Annotated in this window: 27 protein-coding genes; 14 read left to right on the top strand and 13 right to left on the bottom strand. The window is 61.9% G+C overall.

The genetic code is table 11. The features are described 5' to 3' along the window. Positions 1 to 328 precede the first annotated feature (328 nt). On the top strand, positions 329 to 1027 hold the full coding sequence (locus R3E82_06505) for a YafY family protein (GenBank protein ID MEZ5550518.1): 699 nt from the start codon (positions 329 to 331) through the stop codon (positions 1025 to 1027). Between the two features lie 19 nt (positions 1028 to 1046). On the opposite strand, the gene R3E82_06500 is transcribed toward R3E82_06505, so the two are convergent. Next, positions 1047 to 1949, bottom strand: a complete 903-nt coding sequence (locus R3E82_06500) for an aldo/keto reductase (protein MEZ5550517.1) — start codon at positions 1947 to 1949, stop codon at positions 1047 to 1049. 294 nt (positions 1950 to 2243) lie between these two features. Here R3E82_06500 and R3E82_06495 point away from each other — a divergent pair, with 294 nt between their 5' ends. Both R3E82_06495 and R3E82_06490 read left to right on the top strand, forming a co-directional pair. Beyond that, complete coding sequence (locus R3E82_06495; protein MEZ5550516.1) at positions 2244 to 3434, top strand: thiolase domain-containing protein; 1191 nt, start codon at positions 2244 to 2246, stop codon at positions 3432 to 3434. A gap of 2 nt (positions 3435 to 3436) precedes the next feature. Next, complete coding sequence (locus R3E82_06490) at positions 3437 to 3865, top strand: OB-fold domain-containing protein (GenBank protein MEZ5550515.1); 429 nt, start codon at positions 3437 to 3439, stop codon at positions 3863 to 3865. Positions 3866 to 3925: 60 nt separating this feature from the next. On the opposite strand, the gene R3E82_06485 is transcribed toward R3E82_06490, so the two are convergent. Genes R3E82_06485 through R3E82_06475 form a run of 3 tightly spaced genes read right to left on the bottom strand, consistent with a single transcriptional unit; the run spans position 3926 to position 5438 of the window. Continuing rightward, a complete protein-coding gene (locus tag R3E82_06485) occupies positions 3926 to 4345 on the bottom strand; it encodes a MaoC/PaaZ C-terminal domain-containing protein (protein MEZ5550514.1) in 420 nt (139 codons plus the stop codon). Beyond that, positions 4342 to 4806, bottom strand: a complete 465-nt coding sequence (locus tag R3E82_06480; protein ID MEZ5550513.1) for a MaoC family dehydratase N-terminal domain-containing protein — start codon at positions 4804 to 4806, stop codon at positions 4342 to 4344. The genes R3E82_06485 and R3E82_06480 overlap by 4 nt, the downstream gene beginning before the upstream one ends. Further along, positions 4803 to 5438, bottom strand: coding sequence for a PHP-associated domain-containing protein (locus tag R3E82_06475; protein ID MEZ5550512.1), 636 nt, complete (start codon positions 5436 to 5438; stop codon positions 4803 to 4805). The genes R3E82_06480 and R3E82_06475 overlap by 4 nt, the downstream gene beginning before the upstream one ends. Positions 5439 to 5486: 48 nt before the next feature. Between R3E82_06475 and R3E82_06470 the strand changes: the two genes are divergently transcribed. The 3 genes from R3E82_06470 to R3E82_06460 all read left to right on the top strand — a co-directional run bounded on the left by R3E82_06470 (position 5487) and on the right by R3E82_06460 (position 7565). Continuing rightward, positions 5487 to 5807 (top strand): 2Fe-2S iron-sulfur cluster-binding protein, encoded by a 321-nt coding sequence (locus R3E82_06470; protein MEZ5550511.1) that lies wholly within the window; start codon positions 5487 to 5489, stop codon positions 5805 to 5807. A 121-nt stretch (positions 5808 to 5928) separates the two neighbouring features. Next, positions 5929 to 7131: an amidohydrolase family protein gene (locus tag R3E82_06465; protein MEZ5550510.1), complete on the top strand. Its 1203-nt coding sequence runs from the start codon at positions 5929 to 5931 to the stop codon at positions 7129 to 7131. Then, a complete protein-coding gene (locus R3E82_06460; protein MEZ5550509.1) occupies positions 7128 to 7565 on the top strand; it encodes a thioesterase family protein in 438 nt (145 codons plus the stop codon). Before R3E82_06465 ends, R3E82_06460 begins: the two co-directional genes overlap by 4 nt. 195 nt (positions 7566 to 7760) lie before the next feature. Here the strand turns inward: R3E82_06460 and larE are convergent, their stop codons facing one another. From larE to R3E82_06440, 4 genes are read right to left on the bottom strand one after another with little or no spacing between them, the layout of a single operon-like run. Then, positions 7761 to 8585, bottom strand: a complete 825-nt coding sequence (larE, locus tag R3E82_06455) for an ATP-dependent sacrificial sulfur transferase LarE (protein MEZ5550508.1) — start codon at positions 8583 to 8585, stop codon at positions 7761 to 7763. A 27-nt stretch (positions 8586 to 8612) separates the two neighbouring features. Then, positions 8613 to 9350, bottom strand: a complete 738-nt coding sequence (larB, locus tag R3E82_06450; GenBank protein ID MEZ5550507.1) for a nickel pincer cofactor biosynthesis protein LarB — start codon at positions 9348 to 9350, stop codon at positions 8613 to 8615. Further along, positions 9347 to 10813, bottom strand: coding sequence for a nickel pincer cofactor biosynthesis protein LarC (gene larC / locus R3E82_06445; protein ID MEZ5550506.1), 1467 nt, complete (start codon positions 10811 to 10813; stop codon positions 9347 to 9349). The genes larB and larC overlap by 4 nt, the downstream gene beginning before the upstream one ends. Before the next feature lie 10 nt (positions 10814 to 10823). Then, a complete protein-coding gene (locus R3E82_06440) occupies positions 10824 to 11990 on the bottom strand; it encodes an aldo/keto reductase (protein MEZ5550505.1) in 1167 nt (388 codons plus the stop codon). A gap of 168 nt (positions 11991 to 12158) precedes the next feature. On the opposite strand from R3E82_06440, the gene R3E82_06435 reads away from it, so the two are divergent. From R3E82_06435 to R3E82_06415, 5 genes are all read left to right on the top strand, one after another. Then, positions 12159 to 13427, top strand: a complete 1269-nt coding sequence (locus R3E82_06435; protein MEZ5550504.1) for an HDOD domain-containing protein — start codon at positions 12159 to 12161, stop codon at positions 13425 to 13427. Positions 13428 to 13537: 110 nt separating this feature from the next. Beyond that, positions 13538 to 14422 (top strand): enoyl-CoA hydratase, encoded by an 885-nt coding sequence (locus R3E82_06430; protein ID MEZ5550503.1) that lies wholly within the window; start codon positions 13538 to 13540, stop codon positions 14420 to 14422. A 9-nt stretch (positions 14423 to 14431) separates the two neighbouring features. Then, entirely contained in the window at positions 14432 to 15208 is a 777-nt protein-coding gene (locus R3E82_06425) for an SDR family oxidoreductase (protein MEZ5550502.1), read from the top strand. Positions 15209 to 15217: 9 nt separating this feature from the next. After that, complete coding sequence (locus tag R3E82_06420) at positions 15218 to 15883, top strand: HAD hydrolase-like protein (protein MEZ5550501.1); 666 nt, start codon at positions 15218 to 15220, stop codon at positions 15881 to 15883. Between the two features lie 15 nt (positions 15884 to 15898). Next, positions 15899 to 16327, top strand: coding sequence for a GFA family protein (locus tag R3E82_06415; protein ID MEZ5550500.1), 429 nt, complete (start codon positions 15899 to 15901; stop codon positions 16325 to 16327). 3 nt (positions 16328 to 16330) lie between these two features. On the opposite strand, the gene R3E82_06410 is transcribed toward R3E82_06415, so the two are convergent. Together R3E82_06410 and R3E82_06405 are read right to left on the bottom strand one after the other, a co-directional pair. Further along, on the bottom strand, positions 16331 to 17470 hold the full coding sequence (locus R3E82_06410; protein ID MEZ5550499.1) for an acyl-CoA dehydrogenase family protein: 1140 nt from the start codon (positions 17468 to 17470) through the stop codon (positions 16331 to 16333). Positions 17471 to 17485: 15 nt separating this feature from the next. Continuing rightward, positions 17486 to 18985 (bottom strand): CoA-acylating methylmalonate-semialdehyde dehydrogenase, encoded by a 1500-nt coding sequence (locus R3E82_06405; protein ID MEZ5550498.1) that lies wholly within the window; start codon positions 18983 to 18985, stop codon positions 17486 to 17488. 139 nt (positions 18986 to 19124) lie between these two features. Between R3E82_06405 and R3E82_06400 the strand changes: the two genes are divergently transcribed. Continuing rightward, a complete protein-coding gene (locus R3E82_06400) occupies positions 19125 to 19910 on the top strand; it encodes a head GIN domain-containing protein (protein ID MEZ5550497.1) in 786 nt (261 codons plus the stop codon). A gap of 23 nt (positions 19911 to 19933) precedes the next feature. After that, entirely contained in the window at positions 19934 to 20626 is a 693-nt protein-coding gene (locus tag R3E82_06395) for a nitroreductase family protein (protein MEZ5550496.1), read from the top strand. A gap of 35 nt (positions 20627 to 20661) precedes the next feature. Here the strand turns inward: R3E82_06395 and R3E82_06390 are convergent, their stop codons facing one another. Beyond that, the gene (locus R3E82_06390) at positions 20662 to 21657 is read right to left on the bottom strand and encodes an arginase family protein (GenBank protein MEZ5550495.1); all 996 of its coding nucleotides are present in this window, start codon (positions 21655 to 21657) and stop codon (positions 20662 to 20664) included. A gap of 160 nt (positions 21658 to 21817) precedes the next feature. On the opposite strand from R3E82_06390, the gene R3E82_06385 reads away from it, so the two are divergent. Then, the gene (locus tag R3E82_06385) at positions 21818 to 22591 is read left to right on the top strand and encodes a type III pantothenate kinase (protein MEZ5550494.1); all 774 of its coding nucleotides are present in this window, start codon (positions 21818 to 21820) and stop codon (positions 22589 to 22591) included. Here the strand turns inward: R3E82_06385 and nhaC are convergent, their stop codons facing one another. Continuing rightward, positions 22592 to 24106, bottom strand: coding sequence for a Na+/H+ antiporter NhaC (gene nhaC / locus R3E82_06380; GenBank protein MEZ5550493.1), 1515 nt, complete (start codon positions 24104 to 24106; stop codon positions 22592 to 22594). 142 nt (positions 24107 to 24248) lie between these two features. Continuing rightward, entirely contained in the window at positions 24249 to 25346 is a 1098-nt protein-coding gene (locus R3E82_06375; protein MEZ5550492.1) for a metal-dependent hydrolase, read from the bottom strand. Between the last annotated feature and the right edge of the window lie 32 nt (positions 25347 to 25378).

The raw sequence follows: 25378 nt of genomic DNA, 5'->3' as shown, positions 1-25378 counted from the left end.
AGAGTTGCCGTCTGGAGTCTGGCCGGGATCCCGGCGGGCTGACGCCCTGCGCGCAGCTCAGGGTCAGGATGAGCGACCGCTGCGAACCCATCACCGCCGCTGTCGCTGGCGGGCAATGGCGGGTGATTGCGGTTGTCGAGGCCTGTACAAAGCGCATGAGTCATCGAACCATTCCGCTCGTCTGTCAGCAAGGTGGCCAGATTACGCCCCTGATACTGACAGCGTGGTGTCAGCTACCTCTCTGACAGCGGCTGATTGAGCGATCTCTCCTGACAAGGCATGTCAGGAGATGTCAGCAACTGGTCAGGAGCGCTGGTAGGATGCGGCCATGCGACCCGCAGACCGACTCTTTCAAATCGTGCTGATGCTCGGCCGGGGCCGGGTGGTGACCGCCCGCAGTCTGGCCGAGCGCCTCGAAGTCTCTGAGCGCACCGTCTATCGGGACATCCAGGATCTTGCAGCCTCCGGTGTGCCGGTTTCCGGTGAGCCGGGCGTGGGCTATATCCTGCGGCGCGGTTTTCAGCTGCCGCCGCTGATGTTCACCGAGGAAGAACTGCAGGCGCTGGTATTCGGTGCGGACGTGGCACGAACCTGGGGTGACGAACAGATGGCCGCTTCCGCCGAAAGCATACTCGCCAAAATTGATGCGGTACTGCCGCAGCGGCTGCGACCGGCGTTGAACAGCCATCGGGTGGTGGTGCCGGACATGGAACTCCCGGAGCGTCTTACCGAGCGACTCGGTGAGGTGCGCGCAGCGATCAACCGGGGTATGCGGCTGTTTCTCGACTACCGGGATGCCGGTGATGCGTCCACCGAGCGCATCGTCTGGCCACTTACCCTCGTTTACTGGGGTACCACCTGGTCACTCGGCGCCTGGTGCGAGTTGCGGCAGGACTTCCGCAACTTCCGGGTCGATCGGATCCACCATCTCAACGTTCTGCAGTCGCGCATACCGGATGAACCCGGAAAGCGGCTGGCGGATTACTTCGCTGCTGTTGCGGGGGAGCGGGAAGCGGACCGGGACTGATCCGCCACGGAATATCCGGCTAACGCCGACCTGCCACCGGCCGCACATCATCACTCACATCCCGTACGAACAGAGGCTCAACACCCAGAGCGTCCTGGTCCCGGGCCATTTCCGCAGCCGAGGGTTGAATGATCGGGGCGGCAGCCGCAGCGAGCACCGCGGGCAGCAGGGTGGCATCGCTGGTGGTGTTGAGGAAAGTCCCCGGACGCGAGAGCACGTAATCTATCGCCCGCTTCAGAGGCGCTTCTGCGCGGATGGGCATGTACCAGGAGAAGCGCTTTTCCGGGTCCTCTTCGTTCCAGCGGCGCCGCGCGATGGCCTTGATGGTCTGACAGGCGACCCGCCTGGCCGCACAGGCTTCGATGAGCTGATCCAGATCCCTGCGGAACCGGGAATCCTGACGCATGCTGTAGTTGTAGGGGACCAGCACGGAATCGAACTCGAAAGCATCGAGGCTGCGCAGATGCATGGCGGCGGCGTAGGTGCCATGACCGGTAACGCCGATGAAGCGCACCAGTCCCTCATCCCGGGCTCTGATCAGTGCTTCGAGTGCGCCACCGGTACCCATCGCGGTGCGCCAGCCTTGCTCATCGGTCAGATTGTGCATCTGGATCAGGTCGACCTGTTCCGTGCCGAGACGCTGCAGTGAAAATTCCAGCTCACGGCGTGCTTCGCTGCCAGTGCGTTCGCCTGTTTTCGTCGCCAGAAACACGTCTGATCGATGATCCTCAAGAAATGGCGCAAGACGCAGTTCCGAGTCGCCATAGCTGGCTGCCGTATCGAAATGATTGATGCCCGCGCGCCGCACCAGGTCGATCACCCCGTCCGCTTTCTCCTGGCGCATGCCCCCGAGCGCGGCGGCGCCGAAGATTATCCTGCTCGAGCGATGGCCCGTACGGCCGAATTCGATCTGTTCGATCATCGTCCAGACTCCTGTGTGCCTTGTGTGGATGGGGGTCGATACCTGCCATTCACACCCTGATCTGAGGTGTGAGCAGCTGCACCACCGGGAATGTACCCTGGATGGACAAGCCTTTCACCCGGAACGCCGCCGTGTCTGTTTCAACTCCGCTTCCGGCGCCTTAAACTCGAGGCTGCCCGCATTCGTCGCGTTCGGGGCGGGGTCGCGAGGAGGCGGGGTCGCGAGGAGGCGGGGTCGCAATGGAGACTGGGTCGCGATGATGTCGGGAGAAAAATCAATGAACCTGGAGCGAATATGAGTGCGCAGCGTCGCGACGCAGCCATTGTCGGGATTCACGAATATCCTTCCCGTGATGTTGAAGGTCGTGTGAGTGCGCTGCAGATCAAGGCCCGGAGTGCTGCTGCCGCGCTGGCCGATGCCGGACTCGAGTGGCAGGATGTAGACGCCATCTATGACGCAGGGGAGGGCGGCGGCATGAGCGGCCTGACCATCGCCGAGTACTTCGGCCTGCGACCGAGGGTCATAGACACCACCAGCGTCGGTGGCAGTTCATATGAATTTCATGCCGCCCATGCGCGGCGGGACATCGCCGCAGGAAAGGCCAGAGTCGCACTGCTCAGCTACGGCTCCACAGCGCACAGTGCGATGCAGAGGATCGGCGCAGGCGGCCGCGGCCTCGGCGCCCATCCCAGTGAGAATATGGAATCCTTCAGTGGTATGACCCTGGTGGCCAACTACGCCATGGTTGCCGCCAGACACATGCATCAGTACGGCACCACCTCTGAACAGCTCGCGGAAGTTTCTGTCGCCACCCGCTATCACGCCATGCGCAACCCCGAGGCGGTGCGGGCCATGCAGGATCTTGAGTTTCTGGACATCCGGGAAACGACCATCGCCGATGTGGTGAACTCGCGCATGATCGCCGATCCCCTCCATCTCCTCGAATGCTGCATGATTTCAGACGGTGGCGGTGCGGTAGTGATCGCCGCGCCTGAGGTGGCGCGTGATTGCCGCAAACCGCCGGTCTGGATTCTCGGCAGCGGTGAGGCAACCGGTTATCCGACCAGTGGTGGAGACATTACTGTCAGTGCAGCCGCACAGTCCGGGCCCCAGGCATTCGCCGAAGCAGGGCTGACTCCGGCCGAAATCGACATCGCGATGATTTACGACTCCTTCAGCATCACCGTGCTGGCGCTCCTCGAAGACCTGGGCTTCTGTGCCAAAGGGGAAGGCGGCCGCTGGGTGTCGGGTGGACGCCTGCGTTTCGATCAGAGTGGCGGTCCCGCACTCAACACGGACGGCGGAGGACTTTCCTCCAATCATCCGGGCATGCGGGGCATCTTTCTGCTCATCGAGGCAGCCAGGCAGTTGCGGGGGGAGTCCTGCTCTCAAGTGGCGGACGCGAAGCTTGCGGTAGCGCACGGCAACGGCGGCATGCTCGGGTCCCGCCACTGTGCCGGTACCGTCATTCTGGGGAGGGACTGAACGTGAGTGAGCCGTCGAGACCTCTGCCGGCGCTGGATGAGCCGGACACCGCCGAATTCTGGCGGCGGACCAAAGCCGGAGAGCTGAGTTATCAGCAGTGCGCGGACTGCGGAGGCGTGGTGTTTTACCCGCGCAGCCACTGCACCCACTGTCTCTCCGGCCGCCTCGAATGGCAGACGGCGAGTGGGCGCGCCACCCTTTACACCTTCAGTGTGGTCAGGCAGAGCTACCACCCGTTTTTCCGCAGCCGGGTGCCCTACGCGGTGGCCTGGGTCGATCTCGAAGAGGGTCCGCGACTGTTGACCAACATCGTCGGTGTAGCGGAGCCTGCCCTGGATCTGCAGATCGGGCAGGCGCTCAGGCTGGAATGGGAACACCATGAGGCGCTGGCCATTCCGCTGTTCCGTCCGGTCCAGGGCGCCTCTGCATAATATCAATGCCTCAAAACTTCTCGCAGCCGTCGCCGCAATGCGCGAGGCGAAGGCTGGCAGTCAGCCCTGGACGGGCAGGCGCACCCTCGCGGTGCCGAACACCCGGGTTTCGCCGGCATCGTTGGTTACGGTCAGATCGATCTCCACCAGACCCGAATCTTCCTCGATGTCTGTCACCACACCGTTGATGTGATACCGGTCATCCACGATCACCGGGGCGCGGAAGATGGTGTCGACATGCTCGATCCGTGCTTCGGGCGCCCACCGGTGGATCATAGCCGCCAGAAAGCCCTGACTCATGATGCCGGGTACCAGAGCGCCTGGCAGGCCTTCGCGGCGTGCCGCCTCGTGATCCGTAAAGCGCGGCCCGCGCCAGCCGGCTGCCTCGGTAAAGCGGATGACATTGGCAAGACTCGTATCCGGATCGAATACCGGCAGCTCCTCGCCGAACTGGACAGCTGACAGGGTCGCGACACTCACTCGGATTCTCCTTCTTCCGGCTTCTCCCGGATCACCACCCGGGTGTCCGCATGGGCCAGCAGCGTGCCGCTGGCATCGCTGAGTTCCATGCGGATCACGAAGAATGTCATACGCCCCGAACGGCCAGTTTTTGCATAAATTTCATGGAGATGGGACCGACCAGTGACTGTAGTATCAGGTCGGATCGGTGCCAGAGGAGCAACTGCCTTGCCGGCATCCATGCCCAGACCGGGCAGCTTCGGGAAGCCGTCCGGCAGGCGCCGGTCAGGTCTCAGGCTGGTGGCAAAGGTTGGCGGTGCCTGGAAATCGGGGTGCCCGGGATCCGTGTAACGGGGTGCCCGTTCGCCGCAGGCGATGGCATAGTCGGCCAGCTGGGCGGCATCGAAGCGGAATTCCTTGGCATCGAACTCCTTGTTGAGGAACTGCGCCCGCAGAGCGTCGAGATCCAGCAGTCTGCTCATGCGTTCTCCCGGAAGGTCAGGGCTTCGAAATCACCGGCAGTGAGGGCCTCGACCAGCTCCGCTTCGGAGCGGATCGGCGCGGGGAAACGGGTGGCGCAGCGGCCGACATGGCTGACAATGTGGGCGTCGCTGCCACCGATACCCCGATAATTCTGCTCCCGGGCCATGGCCTGGGCGATCTGATCTTCCTCGCCGCGGCTGCCGCCATTGTAGGTCTCGACGATGCGCACCCCCGCCGGCACGCCGAATTCGTCGATGTGTGCGCACATGCCGACCCGCTTGCGGCCCGGATGACAGGGGACGGGCACCGCGTGATGCCGGCCACAGGCTTCGATCACCTGGGCCAGTGGCAGGTGGATGTTGCTGAAATCGAACTCAGCCATGAGCGGCTCGGTAACTCCGAAGACCAGCACGTGGCCGTATTCGGTTTCCACCTCCGCACCTTTGAGAATGGTGATGCCGTATGAGGCGGCGAGTTCGGAGTAATCGGACTCCAGATCGAACTGGCGGTGCTCGGTGAGCACGAAACCATCCAGCGGCAGCTCGCGGCTGCGGATCCACTGGCAGTAGTTGGCCACCTTGGCGCGGCCGTCATCGGACTTGATCGAATGGGTGTGGAGGTCGAGTATCACTGGTTTGACCGCTGCAGACAGGCGCGGCAGTTTAACAGGAGCTCTCTGGTGCCGCGAGCAACCTACAGGCAATGGGACGGAACCGAAGCTACCGTGGAAATTGCCTGCGGTGACAGCCTCATGGATGGCGCGCTGGATCACGGCCTGCCCGGCATCATCGGCCAGTGTGGCGGCGGCTGCACCTGTGTCACCTGCCACTGCTATGTGGCAGCAGAATGGCGCGACCGTCTGCCGGCGGTGCGTGCGGACGAGGCCGAACTGCTGGCATTCGCCATCGATCCGGGCCCGGGCAGCCGGCTGGCCTGTCAGATCCTCATGACGGACGAACTGGATGGTATCCGGGTGCAGTTACCGCAACGACAGCTCTGAGAACTTGGATCCGGGCCCGGCTGCGGTTGTCGTGAGATACCCTATCGTCGTGTCGCCATCGAATCATCGGGTCAACCTGCTAACATCGCGTCCAGGCCCGGGAATGCAAGGAGGGAGTTCGATGAAAGAGCAGAATCCAGGCGCCGATGAGGCCAACCGCTGGCGGCTCGAAACGCCGGGCAGTGCGGATTGGCCCCGATCTCCCCGTCCAGGCGCACCCAACAAGTATTTCATGGTGTCTGCTGACGGCCATGTGCAGGAACCGTCTGACCTCTGGCGAACGCGTATCGATGTCCGCTACCGGGATCGTCTGCCGGGTGTTTCGGTAAATCCCCAGGGGGAGAAGTTTCAGAAGACTGAAGGGTTCCGGCCGCTGCGCCTGCAGAATGTCGCCTTCGAGGGGGAGGACCTGCTGCGCAATCAGTCCGGCGTGACCCCCGAACAGCGTCTGCAGGATCTGCGCGCCGACGGTGTCGATGCGGAAGTTCTGTTTCCGAACAAGGGACTCACCATCTGGGCAACACCGGACGCCGACTTCAGCCAGGCGATGTGCAGAGTCTTCAATGACTGGGCGTGGGAAACCTTCGGCGCTTACAACGACCGGCTCTCCCCCATGGCCTGTGTGGCTGCTGCGGATCTCGAAGGCGCAATCGCCGAGATCGAGCGCTGCGCGGCGCTGGGTTTTCGCGGTCTGTGCCTGCCCTGTAAACCGGTGTGGGGTCCGCCGGATCACGAAGCGCCGAACTACAATCTGCCCCAGTTCGATCCGCTGTGGGCCTGCATCCAGGATACCGATCTGCCGGTGACCTTCCATGTGTCTACCGGACGCGATCCACGCACCGCCCGGGGAAACGGCGGCGCGGTCATCAACTACGCGGTGCACTCACTCGCACCCACCATGGAGCCGATCGTGAACATCTGCGCTTCCGGTGTCATCGATCGATTTCCCCGTCTGCGTTTCGGCACCATCGAAGCCGGCATCGGCTGGGTGGCCTGGGCACTGGGGGCAATGGACGAGGCCTATCGTAAACACCACATGTGGGTGCGCCCGAAACTCAAGCGGCTGCCGAGCGAATACTTCATCAGCAACGGCTTTGCCAGCTTTCAGGAAGACCGGGCGGGCCTCGACCTGGCGCGCAGCCATGGCCTGGTCGGGAACTTTCTCTGGGCCAACGATTATCCCCACCACGAAGGTACCTGGCCGCATTCCGCTGCCGCCATCGAACGCACCATGGCTGCGCTGAGCGATACGGAACGCGCCGCAGTACTTGGACTGAATGCCGCGCGCGTGTTCGGTTTCGAGGTGCCCGCCGGCTATCGATGACCTGCAGCTGGGACCACCCGGATCCGTTCGTCCTCGCCGTGACTGCGGGCGCCGAGGACGTGGACTCGTACGGGCACGTAAACAACGTCGTCTATATACGCTGGCTCGAGCAATGCGCCTGGGCACACTCCGCCGCGGTGGGTTTACCGGAGTCCCGTTGTCTGGAAATGCAGCGGGGCATGGCCGTGCGCTCACTGCGGGTCGACTACCTTGCCGCCTGCTACGCGGGTGACGAGATTCTGGTGGGTAACTGGATCTGTCGCAGCGATGGGCGCCTGCGAGTCTCACGACGCTACCAGTTGATCAACCTCGATCGAGACAGCGTGGTGATGCGTGGCGAAGCGGACTTCGTCTGTCTGAATCTTTCCAATGGCAGGCCCGTGCGGCTGCCACCGGCATTCGCCGATGCCTACAGGGCCAGCGTCAGCGCCTGAGCCGAATAGGACGCCAGCAGCGCTAAACCCAACGCGGCCAGCAACAGGAGTTTGGTGGTTTTATCCATCTCTGCTTCCCCCGAAACAGTGCGGACCGCGAACTATACGCGCAGGGAGGACGGCAGGTTGTCATCCAAATGCAAATTTATATATTTCAATAAGTTAATGGATAACTATAAGGATATTTCGAACGTGCTAGTCTCCGACTCTAACGATCTGAATGAGGCTGTCATTGAGTGAGCCGGAACGAAAACCGCCGAGATCCATCGCCACATAGGTATACCCGCAGGCACGGATCCGGGCGCTGAGTTCAGCCGCGTGCTCGAGTGCCCGGGGAAATTCCGCGGTACCGATCTCCAGGCGCGCCACCGCTTCGTGATGACGCACCCGGTACTCCCTGAAACCGAATTCTGCGAGTACGGCTTCAGCCTGCTCCACCTGGGCAAGTCGTTCGAGGGAGATGTGACTGCCATAGGGGAAGCGGCTCGACAGACAGGCGGCCTGGGGTTTGTCCGCATTCTCCAGGCCCAGCCGGGCGGCGAGGGTGCGAATGTGCGGCTTGTGAAATCCCGTCTCCACCAGCGGCGATACCACGTCAAAATCGGCCGCGGCGATCAGCCCCGGGCGATGATCGCCGAGATCGTCGCAATTGGTGCCATTGAGAATGGTCTGGATGCCGCGTGCCGCAGCGATCCGGGACAGGGCTTCATAGAGTGACGTTTTGCAGTGGAAGCAGCGGTCGACGGGATTGGCCCGGTAGTCGGCTTTGGACAACTCGTCGGTAACGATGACCTCGTGCTGCATACCCCACTTTTCAGCGAGCTCCGTGGTCAGCGACAGGTCGCTGCGTTTGAGACTCGGCGAACCGGAAGTGATCGCCAGCGAGCGGCTGCCCAGCACCTCAGCTGCAACATAGGCAACCAGGGAACTGTCGATACCACCGGAAAATGCGACGATCACACTGTCGAATCGCGCAATGTTCGCCTTCAGGTCCTCGTGCATCTGTGCAAGGTCGGTCAATTCCCCAGGCTCCAGGCTGTGCAGTCGCTACAGACGGTTCATCATGCTGGCCAGATAGCCGGCACCAAAACCGTTGTCGATGTTTACCACAGAGACGCCGCTGGCGCAGCTGTTGAGCATGCCGAGGAGGGCTGCGATGCCCCCGAAGGATGCGCCATATCCCACGCTGGTGGGAACGGCGATGACCGGTTTGTCCACCAGGCCGCCTACCGCACTCGGCAGTGCACCCTCCATCCCCGCCACCACGATCAGCACCCTTGCTTCGCGCAGCACGTCGAGGCGAGCCAGCAGGCGATGGATTCCCGCCACGCCCACGTCACTGATGCGGGCGACCGGATTGCCATAGAACTCTGCGGTCAGCGCAGCTTCCTCGGCAACACCGCGGTCCGAGGTGCCCGCGGTCACGACCGCGATGGTGCCGGAGGCAGGAGTGACCGGGCGCACCCGGCAGGTGATGAGGCGCGCCTGTTCATGAAACTCGGCCTGTTTGACGATTTTTACCACTGCGTCGAACACCGCTTCGCAGGTGCGGGTCACCAGCACATTGTCCCCCCGGTCGACCATGGCGGTGACGAGATCGAGAATCTGAGCGGTCGTTTTGTGTTCGCCGTAGATGACCTCTCCGGCACCATTGCGGCGTCGGCGATCATTGTCCAGCGTGCTGTGACCGAGATCCTGAAAGAAAGTGCTGCGGATCATCTGCCCGGTCCTGTCGGCATCGAACTGACCGCTCTTGAACGCACTGAGAATTTCGTCGAGCGTCATGGCGTTCTGCTGTCGTCATTGCCGTGGGAGCGATCGGTGCGACTGTCAGCTTCCGGTGGGTGAGCGGCGCTCTCACGAAGCCGGGTGACTTCTGTTTCCAGCTGTCGGTGGATCTGCAGATAATTCCGACCGGTCGCGCTGGCGATTCTCATCACGTCGTCATGCTCCACCTTGAATCGCGAGACGCCATCGGGCAGCCGCACCACCTTGACCCTGACTTCTCCGAGACTGGTTCGGTAGCTCGTCTGGGTGCGGGGCAGCATGTGCTTTACCACCTTATGCGCGCGCACGCCGATGCTCGAGGAGTGGTCGAACAGTACCCGGAGCAGATCCTGAAAGCGGGCCTCGGGCGACAGCACAGACAGCAGCACACCCGGGCGCGACTTCTTCATGATGACCGGAGTGAAGAACACGTCATTCGCACCCTGCTCAAACAGCCGGTCCAGCAGTGGCTGATAGGCCTCGGGTGACATGTCGTCGATGTTGCACTCGATCTGCAGATTGGTTTCGGTCTCGACGCCCTCGATGGTCACGAGATCTGAATCGGTGTCAGGGTGTTGTGCAGTTTCCACGACATCGCCGAGCATGACCCGCAGCACGTTCGGAATGCTGAAATCCTTCTGGCCGACGCCATAGCCGATGCGCTCGATGTTGAAGCCGACCGGAATTCTGAAACCCGACACGCAGTGTCTGAGTATGGCAGCGCCGGTGGGGGTGGTTGCCTCCTGATTGACCCCGTTGTACCGGCAGGGTACGCCTGCGAGTATTTCCGCGGTGGCTGGGGCGGGCACCGGCATCAGGCCGTGGGCACAGCGCACCATGCCACCGCCAAGTTCCAGAGTGGCACAGTAGGCCTGGTCGATCTGCAGATACTCCAGACAGAGCGCGGCGGCGACGATGTCGACAATGGCATCGGTCGCGCCCACCTCGTGGAAATGCACGGCATCCACGGCAATGCCATGCACTTTGGCTTCTGCAACCGCAATGCGTGTGAAGATGTCCAGCGCGCGGGCCTGCACCGCGGCCGGGTAACCGGCGGCTTCGATGATGCGCCTGATTTGCGGCAGGTGGCGGTGGCCGCGACTACCGAGAGTTTCCGAGGTCTGCTCCCCGCCATTATCCCGGTGGTGATGTTGATCGTGCGGGTGGCTGTGTACATTGTCGTGAGCGTGCTCGTGATCGTGACTGTGATTGTGGCGATGACTGTGATCGCGGTTGCGGTGCTGAGAGTGGTCGTGGTCGTGTGAGCGGGAGCCAGGTGCTGTCAGTTGGACCGTGGCCCGGGTACCGGTGATTCCCAGTTTTGAACCCGGACTGACTTCGAGCAGAAATTCGTCCCCCAGCCCGAGCCGGGCCAGTTCGCGCCGCAGATAGTCCTCGGGTACGCCAAGGTCGAGCATGGCGCCGATGTGCATGTCGCCGGAGATGCCGCTGAAGCAGTCATAAACCAGAATACGGGACATCGCGAGGGTCTCAGGCAAGCATCCTGTGAGTGGCTGCGCAGAAAGCGCTGATATCCAATCCATGGGTACAGGCGCTCCGGCAGGGCTCGCCGGAACAGCTCAGGCAGGCATCGGCCCGCGCCTCGAGCGCGGCATATTCATCCTGTGCAAACTCCCGGTCCCGATAGTCGACCGCGTACATCCGGGTCCGCAGAACGTCCGCTATGGGGACACCATAAGGACAGGCACCTGCGCAGTCGTTGCACGCCTGCCGGCAGTAGCTGGTGCCGTTGAGTCGGGCGTAGCCGCGAAGCAGGTCGAGATCGACCCGGCTAACGGCTGTGCCACCGGATGCTCCGAGAAATTCGTCGATGTCTGCGGTGCTTGTCATGGAGATGACAAGACCGTCCACATCGGGATTTGCCAGCGTCCAGCGGAAGGCGGCCTGGGAAAAGGTCGCGCCCGAAGACTCGTAGGCACGCATATCGTTGAGCCGTGCGCCCATCAGCGTCTTCATCGCCACCACACCGATGTTCTTCGCCTTCGCCCTGGCGAGCACGCCCGGAAGTCCCGGGTGCACGGCGATCCGGTCGAAAGAGCGGGTGAGGGACTCGTAGAAGGCCGGATCCTGACCGAAGTTGTATGCGACCAGCATGACGTCAACCAGATCACCGGCGATGGCATGTTCCAGGCAGTCGAGCAGGCGCCCCGCATGTCCCGACATCCCGGTGAAGCGGATCTTGCCCTGGGCTCTGGCCTTCTCGACAAATTCGAACCAGTGCGGGTTGTCGAGCCGTCCGGTGTCGTTCACTGCGTGATTGAAGTAGATGTCGACATGGTCGGTGTTGAGACGGCGCAGGCTCGCGTCCAGGGCAGCCATGATCGCATCCGGGCGCATAGCCGCACCGACATGAGTTTTCGTCGCCAGGATTACCTCATCGCGATGTCCGGCGAGAGCCCGGCCGAGCACCGTCTCGGACTGGCCACGGGTATAGGAATCGGCGGTGTCGAAATAGTTTACACCCTTGTCCAGTGCATGCTGCACGAGGGCCTCTTCGCCGTTTCGCAATCTGCTGGTGCCGAAGGAGATGTCTGCCATCTTCAGTCCCGTGCGACCGAGCACGCTGTAGCGCTCGACGCGACTGCCACTGAAGTCGTTGGCTGGCCTGTCAGCGGCCGGAGCAGTCAGGGCAGTCATCGGCACCAGTCCTGCACCGGCACCTAGCTGCAGAATTTTGCGGCGATTGAATGTTTTCGGCATGGGGCAAGGGTAACCCCCGTCTGCCGGGGTTGTCGATGGAGTTCGGGTCAGCGGATCCTTTCCTATACTTCGGAGGAAACTCTGACTGAACAGCACAAGGCAGCCATGGGAAATTCCCTCGAAAAGTTTGAAAAACCCCTGTCGGCGGGCTCTCTGAAGCGCCTGCTCAGCGCACATCCCTTCTTCGAGGACTGGGGTGACGACCGCTGGCAGCGGATCGCCCCCCATTGCCGGCTGCTCGAACTCCCGGCCAGTGCCGAGCTGCTCGCCGAGGGCGATCTGAGCCCGTATGCCCATTTTCTTCTGGACGGAGCGGTCTGTCTGAAACCTTCCCAGGGTGCGCAACGGCGACTCGGGGCAGGGGATCTGGACAGTCGCTTCCCCTTTGCCCGGCTGCGCCCGAGCCGTTATCAGGTCACCGCTGAACCCGGGGCACGGGTGCTGAAAATCGAGTCTTCCCGGATGCAGCGGCACGCAGGAAAAGTGCAACCTGCTCGCTTCCTCACGAACGGCAGGACCACCGGCGGCAGCTGGCGTGCGCATCCGCTGGTGAGGGACGTACTGCGGCGTCTGGAGACAGGGACACTGGATATTCCCCCACTACCTGCAATCGCACTGAAAATCCGCAAGGCGCTGAGTCGAGAGGATTTCGAAATGGCGGAGGTTGCTGCCATTGTAGGTGCGGATCCGGCCATTGCCGGTCGGCTGATCCAGGTCGCCAACAGTGCCATCTTCCGCGCCCAGAGCCACTGTGAAACCGTGCAGGCCGCCCTGGTTCGACTGGGTGTAGAACGTACCCAGAACATCGTGCTGTCCCTCGCCACGGGTATGCTGTTCCGGGCCACCGAGTCCGGGCTGCGCCGGCACCTGGTGGAGCGCTGGCGCCATGCCATCGATGTGGCCGCACTGTGTGCAGTACTTGCCAAAATCACTCCCGGGCTGAACAGCGACAAAGGCATGCTGGTGGGACTGCTCCATGAAGTCGGCAGTGTCCCCGTGCTCCATGCAGCCCGGGAATATGCAGAGTTCGCGCAGAATCCGGGCATCCTGATGGAAATCGTCGAGGGTCTGACACCGGAGGTCAGTCCCAGGGTGCTCGCTCACTGGCAGTTTGCGGACGTCTTTTCCGCGGCAGCCGCCCAGCAGGACAACTGGTTCTATGAGCATGAAGGTCCCGCCGACTACAGCGATCTGCTGATTGTCGCCCATCTGCATGCTCTGATCCGTCAACGGGAGTTCCGCAAGCTGCCCAGGCTCGACGAGACCCCGGCGTTCGGTAAGCTGGCCCTCGGAGCACTTTCTCCGAGCCTCAGTCTGCAGGTGCTCGATGAAGCCCACGAACAGATACAGGAGCTGAAGTCTCTGCTGAACTGACTCTGTGGCAGCTGAGCCTGTGGTCGCTGTCCCTGTCGTCGCTGACCTTGTGGTCAGCATCCTCGGGCTGAAGCTACACTGCGCAGCTGGCACAGCCGTCAGGAAGAGGCATGAGCGACAGTATCCAGCCGGGAGAAGCCGAGGGAACTCCACCCCCGGTGCGCTACAGCAAACCGCATCCACGCATCGCGCGCATCGTGTTGAACCGACCCGAGCGTGCCAATGCGCAGAACTATCAGCTCCTCTACGATCTCAATGATGCCTTCGACCGGGCCTGTGCCGACGACGAGGTGCGGGTCATCGTGCTCGCGGCCGCCGGGAAACACTTCTCCTCCGGACACGACCTCAGCGGTGATCGCACCTTTTCCCTGCAGGACGCTGCTGTAGGCCCGGGCGGCGGGTTTGATCTGCCGGGCATGGAAGGTTACTGGGCGCGGGAAGAGGAGGTGTACTTCGGACTGTGCTGGCGCTGGCGCAACCTGCCCAAGATCACCATTGCCGAAGTGCAGGGCAAGGTCATTGCAGGCGGGCTGATGCTGGTCTGGCCCTGCGATCTTGTGGTCGCCAGCGAAGATGCCACGTTCCAGGATCCGGTGGTGGCATTCGGGGCCAACGGGGTCGAATACTTCGGTCATCCCTGGGAGTTCGGACCGCGCAAAGCCAAGGAACTGCTCTTCACAGGTCGCGCACTGACCGCGCGGGCGGCCAGAGAACTCGGTATGGTGAACCGGGTTGTTGCGCGCGAACTGCTGACAGCCGAAACCATGGCCCTGGCGGAAGAAATCGCCCAGCAGCCCATGATGGGATTGAAGACAGCCAAGGAGTCCGTGAATCAGGCCCAGGATGCGCAGGGTTTCTACAGTGCGCTGCGCAGTGCCATGTCACTGCAGGAACTGGCACATGCCCAGAACTTCATCGTGCACAAGTCTCCCGTGCATCCGGATGGTATGGGTATCGTCCGGGAGCTTGCAAAGAAATCACCATTGAATGAATAGGCGGAAGCAATGAGCGAATCCATAAATCTTTTCGATCTGACCGGCAAGGTCGCGCTGATCACCGGCGGCAGTCGCGGACTCGGGCTGGCGATGTCTCATGCCTTTGCCGCTGCGGGAGCGAACGTAGTGATCGCCAGCCGTAAACTCGATAACTGCATTGAGGCCGCGACCGCGGTGCAACAGGCGAGTGGACGGGAGGCGCTGGGTGTGAAGTATCACGCTGGTGAGTGGGCGGACAACGATACCGTGCTGGCGCAGACTCTCGAGTGTTTTGGTCGGATCGACATACTTGTGAACAACGCCGGCATGTCCCCACTGTACAAATCTCTGGCTGAGATATCAGAAAGTCTTTACGACAAGGTGCTCGAGGTGAATCTGCGCGGGCCTTTCCGCCTCTCAGCCCTGGCCGGCGAGCATATGGCAGCCGCTGGAGGCGGCTCGATCATTAATGTCAGCAGTGTGGCAGCGGTGCAGCCTTCGCCGATCGAACTGCCCTACGGCATGGCCAAGGCGGGTCTCAATACGATGACCCTGGGTCTGGCGCGGGCCTATGCGCCGAAAGTACGGGTCAACTGCATCATGCCGGGGCCCTTCCTCACCGACATCAGCAAAGCCTGGGACCTGGATGCTTTCAGGCGCAATGCGGAACGCAACATTCCACTCGGCAGGGGAGGAGAGCCGGAAGAGGTTATCGGCGCAGCATTGTATTTCGCATCCGCTGCGTCGAGTTACACGACCGGTGCGATTCTGAAGATCGATGGCGGCTCCGTGTACCCGGCTGCCTGACACCCAGTGATGGCAGCGGACCTGTTTTTCGATCTCGACGGCACGCTGACCGATCCGAAGATCGGGATCACGCGCTGTATTCAGTTTGCTCTCGAGCAGCTGGGTCAACCGGCACCACCCATGGAAGATCTCATCTGGTGCATTGGCCCGCCATTGATTGAGAGTTTCCGGACTCTTGTGGGAGAGCGTTGCGCGGGTACCGCGCTGACCAGGTATCGGGAACGTTTCACGGAGACTGGTCTGTACGAAAACCAGGTGTATTCCGGGATGCCGCAGGTGCTTGATACTCTGCGCCACCATGGTGCCCGTCTCCATGTCGCTTCCAGCAAACCGCTGATCTATGTTGAGCGCATCCTGAACCACTTCGAACTGAGCGCCTACTTTGATACGGTTTTCGGTGCCGAACTCGATGGTACCCGGTCGGATAAGACCGAGCTGCTCAACCATGCTCTACTCGAAACGGGCGTCCACCCCGGGCGGGCAGCGATGATTGGCGATCGAGCCCATGATGCGATCGGTGCGAAAAACAACAATATGGATTTCATTGGCGTACTTTACGGTTACGGCGACGAGGCGGAACTGCGCGGGGAGGGTGCTGTGCACCTGGCGGACAGCCCGCAGTCTCTGCTGAACATGCAGCCCGTATTGAAGCTGATGAGCAAAAGTGATGAATAACAAGCGGGGAGAAGTATGATGGCAGGTAAAACCTACTCGGGGTCCTGTTTCTGTGGTGCTGTGAAACTCACGGTCAGCGGAGAGCCCGCTGGCATGGGCTATTGTCATTGCGAGTCCTGCAGGCACTGGTCTGCCGGACCGGTGAATGGCTTCTCGCTGTGGCAGCCTGACGCACTGAAGATAACCAGCGGGCAGGAACACATCGGCAGCTTTGCAAAAACACCTGCGAGCGAACGCAAATGGTGCAGGCTGTGCGGCGGACATCTCTACACGAATCATCCCGCCATGGGACTGGTGGACGTTTACGCGGCCATTCTGCCTGAGCTGGAATTCACCCCGGGGCTGCACGTCCATTGTCAGGAATCGGTGCTGGCAATCGCCGACAGTCTGCCGAGGATGAAGGATCTGCCCGCCGAGATGGGCGGCAGTGGCGAGACCCTCTGAGCTTCAGCCGCTGACCAGATTGCGACCGATGATCATGCGCATGATCTGACTGGTTCCTTCGAGAATCTGATGCACCCGCAGGTCGCGAAGGAAACGTTCGACCGGATAGTCCATCAGATAGCCGTAGCCGCCGTGCAGCTGCAGTGCATCGTTGGCGATGGCTGAACCGGCTTCCGTGGCTTTCAGCTTTGCCATGGCCGCGAACGGGGTTTTATCCGGTGCGTTGTCATTGACCTTCTGGGCAGCAATGTAGAGCAGGGCGCGTGAGGCGGCGAGTTCCGTGGCCATGTTGGCCAGCATGAACTGGGTATTCTGGAATTCCGCCACGGCCTGGCCGAACTGGCGTCGTTCCTTGACATAAGCAATGGCTTCGTCGAGGCAGCGCTGGGCGCCGCCCAGGGAGCAGGCGCCGATATTGAGCCGACCGCCGTCGAGCCCGGCCATGGCGATTCTGAAACCCTGGCCCTCGTCGCCGACCAGGTTTTCCAGCGGCACCCGGACATCTTCGAAACTGACCATGGCGGTGGGTTGGGAGTGCCAGCCGAGCTTGCGCTCGTTGGCTCCGAAGCTCACCCCCGGGGTGTCCTTTTCGATCACCAGACAGCTGATGCCGCCATGACCCGCTTCACCCGTACGCACCATGCAGACGTAGACTTCGTTCTCCCCTGCACCGGAAATGAAGGCCTTACTGCCATTGACCAGGTAGTGATCTTTCTCGCGCACCGCCCGGGTCTTCAGCGACGCCGCGTCAGATCCCGCGCCTGGTTCGGTCAGGCAGTAACTCGCGAAGTGTTCCATGGTGACCAGCTTCGGCAGAAAGCGTCTGCGAACGTCTTCTCTGCCGAAACTGGCGATCATCCAGGTGGCCATGTTGTGTATGGATATGAACGCCGCCGTGGAAGGGCAGCCGTAGGCCATGGCTTCCATGATCAGCGCGGCTTCGAGGCGGCCCAGGCCGATGCCGCCAACAGACTCCTCCAGATAGATCGAGCCGAATCCGAGCGCGGCCGCTTCGCGGATGGTGTCCCGCGGAAACAGGTGCTCCGCATCCCAGCGCGCGGCATGGGGCGTAATCGCATCGGCGGTAAACCGCTCTGCAAGATCCTGGACGGCGCGCTGTTCTTCGCTGAGACGGTAATCCACTTAACTGCTTCCCGGCTATTGCATGGTGGGGATCACGAAGCTCTGACCGGCAGGACCACCCTCCGGCCAGCGCTGTGTAACGGTTTTGATCTTCGTGTAGAAGCGCACGCCTTCGGTGCCGTGCTGGTTGGCGTCGCCGAAAGCAGAGCGCTTCCAGCCACCAAAGGTGTGATAGGCGACCGGCACCGGTATCGGCACGTTGATTCCCACCATACCGACACTCACCCTCCGGGCAAATTCCCGCGCAGCGCCGCCATTGCGGGTAAATATGGAGACACCGTTGCCGTACTGGTGTCTGGTAGGCAGTTCGATGGCAGCTTCGAGTGAATCGGCGCGAAGGATCTGCATGACCGGCCCGAATATCTCCTCCTGATAGCTGCGCATGGCTGGCTGTACTTTATCGAACAGGCTGGGTCCGATGAAAAAGCCCTGCTCGTAACCCTGCAGGGAAAAATCACGGCCATCGACCAGCAGTTCCGCGCCTTCGTCCACCCCCATCTGAATGTAATCACAGACGCGTTTGCGGTGCGCGGCGGTCACCACGGGACCATAGTGGGCGTCAGTATCTGTGGAAATACCCACGCGCAGCGCTTCGATCTCCGGAAGCAGCCGTTCGATCAGCCGCTCTGCGGTACCCTTGCCGACAGCGACAGCCACCGGCAGCGCCATGCAGCGTTCACCGGCCGAGCCGAAAGCGGCCCCCACCATGTCCCTGACCGTCTGCTCAAAGTCTGCATCCGGCATCACGATGCCGTGATTCTTTGCGCCACCCATCGCCTGCACGCGCTTGCCGTGGGCAGTCCCGGTGGCGTAAACATACTGCGCGATGTCTGAAGAGCCCACGAAGCTCACCGCCTGGATTCCAGGATGGGTGAGGATGGCGTCCACCGCTTCCTTGTCACCATTGACGACGTTCAGCAGTCCGGCCGGTGCGCCAGCTGCCAGCATCAGCTCGGCGAGTCGCATGGGCACGCCGGGGTCCTTTTCTGAAGGCTTCAGGATGAAGGCGTTACCGCAGGCGATGGCGGGCCCGAACATCCACATCGGAATCATCGCCGGAAAGTTGAACGGGGTGATACCCGCCGCCACGCCCACCGGCTGACGCATGGAGTACACGTCGATCCCCGGTCCGGCACCCTCGGTGTACTCACCCTTGAGCAGGTGTGGAATACCACAGGCGAATTCGATCACCTCGAGGCCACGCTGCAGGTCGCCGTGGGAGTCCGCAATGACCTTGCCATGCTCTTCCGAGAGCAGGCGGGCCAGGTGATCCGCGTCTGCCTCGACCAGCGCCTTGAACTTGAACAGTACCCGGGCGCGTCTTTGCGGATTCACCGCCGCCCATTCCTGCTGTGCCGCCTGGGCGCTGCGTACTGCCGTATCGAGCTCTGCAGCACTTGCCAGCGCTACCCGGCCCCGGACCTCGCCGAGCGAGGGATTGAACACCTCCCAGTAGCGACCGCTGCTGCCTGGCACGCTGTTGCCATTGATGAAGTGTCCGTATTCAAGGCTCATAGTGATTCCCGGGTGAGTTTGTGGGGATTGTAATCGCTTTCCGCGCCCGAGATCACGCCGCCGTGTTGACGCGGACGGGTGCTTTGCCCGGGCTGGTCAATGCTGACAGACTGCACACTCTGCACTGACAGGAGCTGGTATGAGATTACTGCGGAATCGACTCGGGTCGCGCGAGTGCCGCCACACAGGGATGGGCATGATCGTCGGGGCAGCTCTGCTTGCCTGGATAGCTCCGGCGCTGGCGGAAACCGAAGTACGGGTGGTTACAGCATTTCATGCCGTGGAGTTTGCCGCACCCGGCGAGCTGACACTCAGCCTTTCGGACGCTGAATCCCTCACCCTGGATGCGGCCCCCGAGGTGCAGGCCCGCATCCTTACCGAGGTCGAAAACGGTGTGTTGCGGATCGAAGTTGCCGGGACCTCGCCGTTGCGTTCGAAGGCGCCAATCCTGATTGCGGTCGGTTACCGGAAACTCGACCGGGTCGGCGTGGAAGGCAGCGGCTATCTGCGCTCGGGCGCCATGGCCTCAGACACCCTCGATCTCAAGGTCATCGGCTCCGGGCGCCTGGAGATTGGCACATTCGAAGGGCAGGCGCTCACTGCCGCGGTGGCAGGATCCGGCTCATTGCATGTGAAAGCGCTGACCGCACAGACTCTGTCCGGGTCCGCATCCGGATCCGGTCGCCTGTTCTTTGCCGGTACCGTGGCAACCCAGGTGGTCAGTCTTTCCGGCAGCGGCGCCCTGCAGGCTCTGGAACTGCGCAGCGCTGACGCCACCATCAATCTCGCCGGCTCCGGCTCTGCCCGGGTCTGGGTGGACGATCACCTCAATGTCACCCTCAGCGGTTCGGGCAGGGTGCGCTACCGGGGGGATCCGCATGTGCGTCAGTCCATTACCGGGTCTGGTGTAGTACGAAAAGAATAGTTTCAATCGCTTAGGAGATATTTGTGAGCTCCAATTCAGAAGCTGACCGCGTTCCCGCCACGCCACTCTACGATGCCATGAGCACCCTGCGCGCCGTGCGCCGGCTCAAACCGGATCCGTTACCCGACCCGGTGCTGGGACGGATTCTGCAGGCGGCAGCCTTCGCGCCCAGCGGCGGTAATGTACAGCCCTGGCGGGTGCTTGTGGTGAGAGACGAGGGTCTACGCCGGGGTCTGGGTGATCTGTATCGCCCTGAATGGGGCCGGTATGCGGCAGGCGCCCGCCAGGGGCTCGAACAGATGACCGGTGAGGCCAAAGAAAAGCAGGTACGAATGCTGGCAGCCGCAGACCATCTCGGTGAACACTTCGGTGACGCTCCCGTGATTCTGGTGTTCTGTTTCAATCCCCAGATCATGGCCATCACGGATGCCGAACTGGGTCGACCCAGCGTGGTGGGCGGTGGATCCGTCTACCCGGCGGTGCAGAACGCCATGCTCGCCTGTCGGGCCGAGGGGGTGGGATGCACCCTGACCACATTGCTGTGTTTCCGCGAAGCAGAGGTCCGGGCACTGCTGGGCATACCCGATCCCTGGTACACCTGTGCGTTCATTCCCATTGGCTATCCCGTGGGACGCGGTCACGGACCCATCAGCCGACGGCCGGTGTCAAAACTCGCCTATCTCGACAGCTGGGGCAGCGCATACCCGACAGCCTGACCCGCCAGGGAGCGAATCCGGGTGCGTCAGAGCCTTCAGTCTGCAGAGGGCGAAGTTGCCCGGTTCTGGAGTCCTCGAATCGCGCCCTCAACCATGCGGTGAACGGCCTTCAGGGTCAGCTGACCCGGATCGTCGGTGTGCGGGTAGGAGGCGATGCCCAGAGCGTGGGTTTTCGGATACTCGAACATGACCCGGATGGCTTCACCGAGCTCGGCGCCGGTAGGCCCATTCGGCACGGTCAGGGGATGACCGGAGACCTCGGCGGGATCCAGCACATCGAGATCAACGTGCACGTACACGATATCGGATATTTCGCTTAAGCGTTTCATCTGTCCGTGCAGATTTGCAGAGAGACTTCGCACATCCTCGGTGCTCACCTGGGGAATGCCATCCGCTTCGATACGCGCCTGTTCCAGCGGGTCCGTATCCCGCACACCCACCATGATGATGTTCTCCTTGGGCAGAGGTACTTCGAGTCCCGCCTGTTCGCGCATTCTGCTCAGCCCATCACCCGCCGCGATGGCAACCGGCATTCCACCGAGCATGCCGGAGAGGGAGGTTTCCGGGGTGTTGTAATCTCCGTGGGCGTCTATCCACACCAGACCCACCCGCAGGGGTGTGGGTGCTGAGTGGCGCAATCCACCGAGCATGCCCATCAGCGAGCCGCAGTTGTTGTACAGTCCCAGATTGAGAACACCCGCGGCTTCGTTGGCACTCGCCATACCGGCCAGGTGTCCGCTCGCCAGACCGAACCGGTTCCAGCGGCCGTAGGCCTTTTCGTCTTCAGCGAGAAGCTTTACCGTCTGGATATCCTCGATCCGGGCGCCCGCAGCGACGATCAGTTCCGGCAATCCTCCGCGCAGCATGGCTGCTGCATCCTCATCCTGCTCCGGACCGGCTCTGTCACCGGCATAAGGGTTGATGATGATGCCGACCCGCACCACGTCTGCGGATGTGGCTGAATGAGCGGGTGCGGTGAAACCGACCATGGCTGCAGCGAGCGCGATCAGGGAGCGGAGTCTGAATCTCATGGGAACTGACCTGGTTGAGTGAAAGGCGGTGACCGGCTGGACGTCGTGTACCCGCGCTCGCTATCCTGCCAGCCCCGCGGGGCTGTGCAGTCTGATATCCATCAGCCTGATTCGAACAGACAGTCCGCCAGCGGGTTCACCAGCTTTTATCGGGGGAATTATGTTGCTCTGTCTGGATGTCGGCAACAGCCAGATCTACTGCGGTGTTTACGAAGGCGAGCGGCTGGCGCTGCAGTTCCGGCGCACATCCACCATGCGCAGCTCGTCGGATGAGATCGGTGTGTTCCTGCGCGGTGCGCTGCGGGAGAATGGTGTGCAGCCTGAGTCCGTCACACAGATCGCCATCTGCTCCGTGGTCCCGGACATGCTGTATTCCCTGCGCTCCTGCTGCCAGAAATATTTTCAGCTGGAACCCCTGGTGATCCGTCCCGGGGTCAAAACCGGATTGAAGATCGACTACAAGGATCCGAAGGAGGTGGGTGCGGATCGCATCATCGACGCGCTGGGTGCCGTCACCCTTTATCCGGGCCGCAATCTCATCGTGATCGATTTCGGTACCGCGACGACCGTCTGTGCCATCCGCAAGGACCGTACCTTCCTCGGCGGTAACATCATCCCCGGTGTACGTCTGGCGATGGAGGCACTCGAAGAAAAAACCGCCCAGCTGCCCTCAGTGGAGATCGTCCCGGTGCAATCGGCGATTGGCCGATCCACGGTCGAGAGCATCCAGAACGGCCTGTACTGGAGCAATGTGGGCATGGTGAAGGAACTGGTTCGCCGTATCACCGACGAAGCCTTCCGCGACAGTGAAGCACCGATGGTGATATCTACCGGCGGTTTTGCGCATCTGTTCGATGCCGAAGATCTTTTCGATGCGGTCATTCCCGATCTGATTCTGCAGGGCCTGCGCGAGGCGGTACGGCTCAATACCTGATCAGAGGCTCCCCGGCGCCACTCCGGCTCTCTCGTCCTCGACTGCCAGGGGTTCGATCCTGAAGCCCGCGTAACCGTAGCCTATGGCGACGAACGGATTGATCAGATTGAAGAAGCAGAACGGCAGGTAGGCGAGGGTGGGCACACCGAGGGTTGCTGCCATGAAAGCACCGCAGGTATTCCAGGGCACCAGGGGTGAAGTTATGGTGCCACCGTCCTCCAGAGTCCGCGCCAGGTTTTTTGCATGGAGACCCCGCTCTGTGTAGGCATCGCCGAACATCCTGCCTGTGATCACGATGGACATGTACTGATCCGCGGCGAGGGCATTCACCCCCACACAGGTTCCTACCGTAGTCGCGATCAGAGCGCCGACACTGCGGACACGTTCGACAAGACCGCGCACGACCCGTTCCAGAATGCCGGCTTTCTCCATTGCCGCACCGAAACTCAGGGCGGCAAGGATGAGCCACACCGTGTTCAGCATCGAACTCATGCCGCCACGCGACAGCAGTGAGTCGAGCGCACTGTTACCCGTATTCGCGCTGTAGCCGTTGAAGAGCACGGTCCATACAGACTTCAGCATCGCGGCGGCTGCGCCTGTTTCGGTGTCTGCCGACAATCCCATCACGGCAGGGTGCTGGAACAGCAGTGCCACGACCACGCCCGCCAGGACACCGGCGAGGATCGATGCAACCGCGGGTGTTTTCCGGTAGGCCAGGTAAACCACCAGCAGCACCGGGGTGAGCATGACCGGATTGATTGTGAAATTCTCATCAAGTGCCGACAGAGTTGCCAGCAGTGTGTCAGGCGCTGAACCCGCGGATACCGACAGGCCGATGACGGCAAACCCGGCCAGTGCTGCCAGAAAGCTGGGTGCCGTGGTCCAGACCATGTGATGAATGTGGGTAAAAATGTCGATACCCGTGACCGCAGGGGCGAGATTGGTGGTATCAGACAGGGGAGACATCTTGTCCCCGAAATAGGCGCCGGAGATGATCGCGCCTGCCGTAATCTCCACCGAAAGACCCATGCCGGCTGCTACCCCGATCAGACCGATGCCGAGCGTGCCGGCGACGGTCCAGGAACTGCCGATGGACAGTGCGGTGATTGCACAGAGCAGGCAGCTGGCCGGGTAGAAGAAAGCGGGATCGAGCAGCAGTAGTCCGTAATAGATCATGGTCGGCACGGTGCCAGACAGCATCCACGCACCGATCAGACTGCCCACTGAAAACAGAATCATGATCGCCGGCAGCGCGGTCGCGATCCCTGCGACAATGTTCTCTTCGATCACCTGCCAGGTATGCCCGTTCTTGATCCCGACGATGGTGGCGATCACTGCACCGATCACCAGGGCGATCTGATTGGCGCCGCTGGATGAATCGCTGCCGAAGAGGATGACGGACAACGCGAGCAGGCCGACCGTCAAGCCAATGGTGACAGCAGCATCGCCTCGACTGGCCTGGCGCGCCTGCTTCTGCCGGCGCACATCCCTCTGCGCAGAATGCCTGTCGCTCAATGAATCCTCCTTCTCTGCCGTTCCCGGCGCATCTGCCGTTCCCGGCGCATCTGCCGTTCCCGGCGCATCTGCCGTTCCCGGCGCATCTGCCGCTCCCGGCGCATTGTGCGGGATGGGGCCCTGTACCGCACCCCGGTTCCCGTTACTGCAGGAACCGGCACACGGGTGTGTAGGTTGCTGTCAGCAGATTCGCAAGCGTGTCTCCCGGGTCCATTCTCATGTCTCGACCGACGGCAATGGGTGCGCGAATCAGCCCGGTGAAATCGAGTCTGGTCGACAGGGAAAATATGCTGCGGGCTGGATCCTCGTCGAAACCATAACGCAGGTCACTGGCGATCAGATCATATCCACCGCTGCCGGGTCTCAGGCTGTAGTGTGTCCAGCCCATTGAAAACCAGTCGAACACCCGTCCTTCCCTGGTATTCCGGTAGCTGTCGAGCAGCGGTCCCCCGGCGCTGGTCGCGCCGCGCCAGGTGATCTCACAGGGTGCCCAGTTGGAGTAGTAACCAACCAGGTCCTGATCCGGCAGACGTGCAACCACGCGCCGGTAGTGAATCTGCAGCACGGTCGGGAAAGCGGCCAGACGTACGGGTCTGATTCCCTGCGCGGCAAGCTGCTGCACAGCGATGACTTCCGTATGACGGTTCAGCGCCCAACCCCAGCCGAGATAGGCGGTGGAAAGGATCAGAGTCAACAGGGCGGTCAGCTGCGCTGGCCGGGCTCGCGCGGGTGTGTCCGGTACGCTGTTGGAAACATCTGCCTTCGCGAACCGCCAGGCGATGCCGAGGCCAAGCAGCAGCAGCAGTGTGTAAACGGGATCGATGATCGGCATCGCATTGATCGCGAAGCGGGTATCGCTGAAAGGCTGCAGCAGCTGGGTGCCGTACGGCGTCAGCAGGTCCAGCAGGGGATGGGAGAAAATCGCCAGACTGACAACCAGAATCCATCGATACAGGCGCACGCGGTCCTGGTGCGCGGTGCCGGGTACCGGCGGTCGTTCAGCTTTCCAGACGAGCCAGCCCAGAAGAGGGCCCGCCACCGGGGCGAAAAACAGGGAATGGGTGATACCCCGATGGGTGATGAGCTGGTCGATAAAATCGCCGTTGATCGAAAACAGGACATCGATGTCGGGCATCGCGCCGGCGACTGCGCCGACCGCGACCACGCGCAGACCCAGCTGGCGCTGACCGGCGCTCTGGGCAACCACCGCACCCAGTGCTGCCTGTGAAAGTGGATCCAAATTCGTAGTCCCGCAATGCCGGAGAGGCCAGC

This window comes from Pseudomonadales bacterium (assembly GCA_041395945.1).
GTDB lineage: Bacteria > Pseudomonadota > Gammaproteobacteria > Pseudomonadales > Azotimanducaceae > SZUA-309.
Note: the sequence above shows the minus strand (reverse complement) of the source record. Positions and strands in the feature narration are given on the sequence as shown.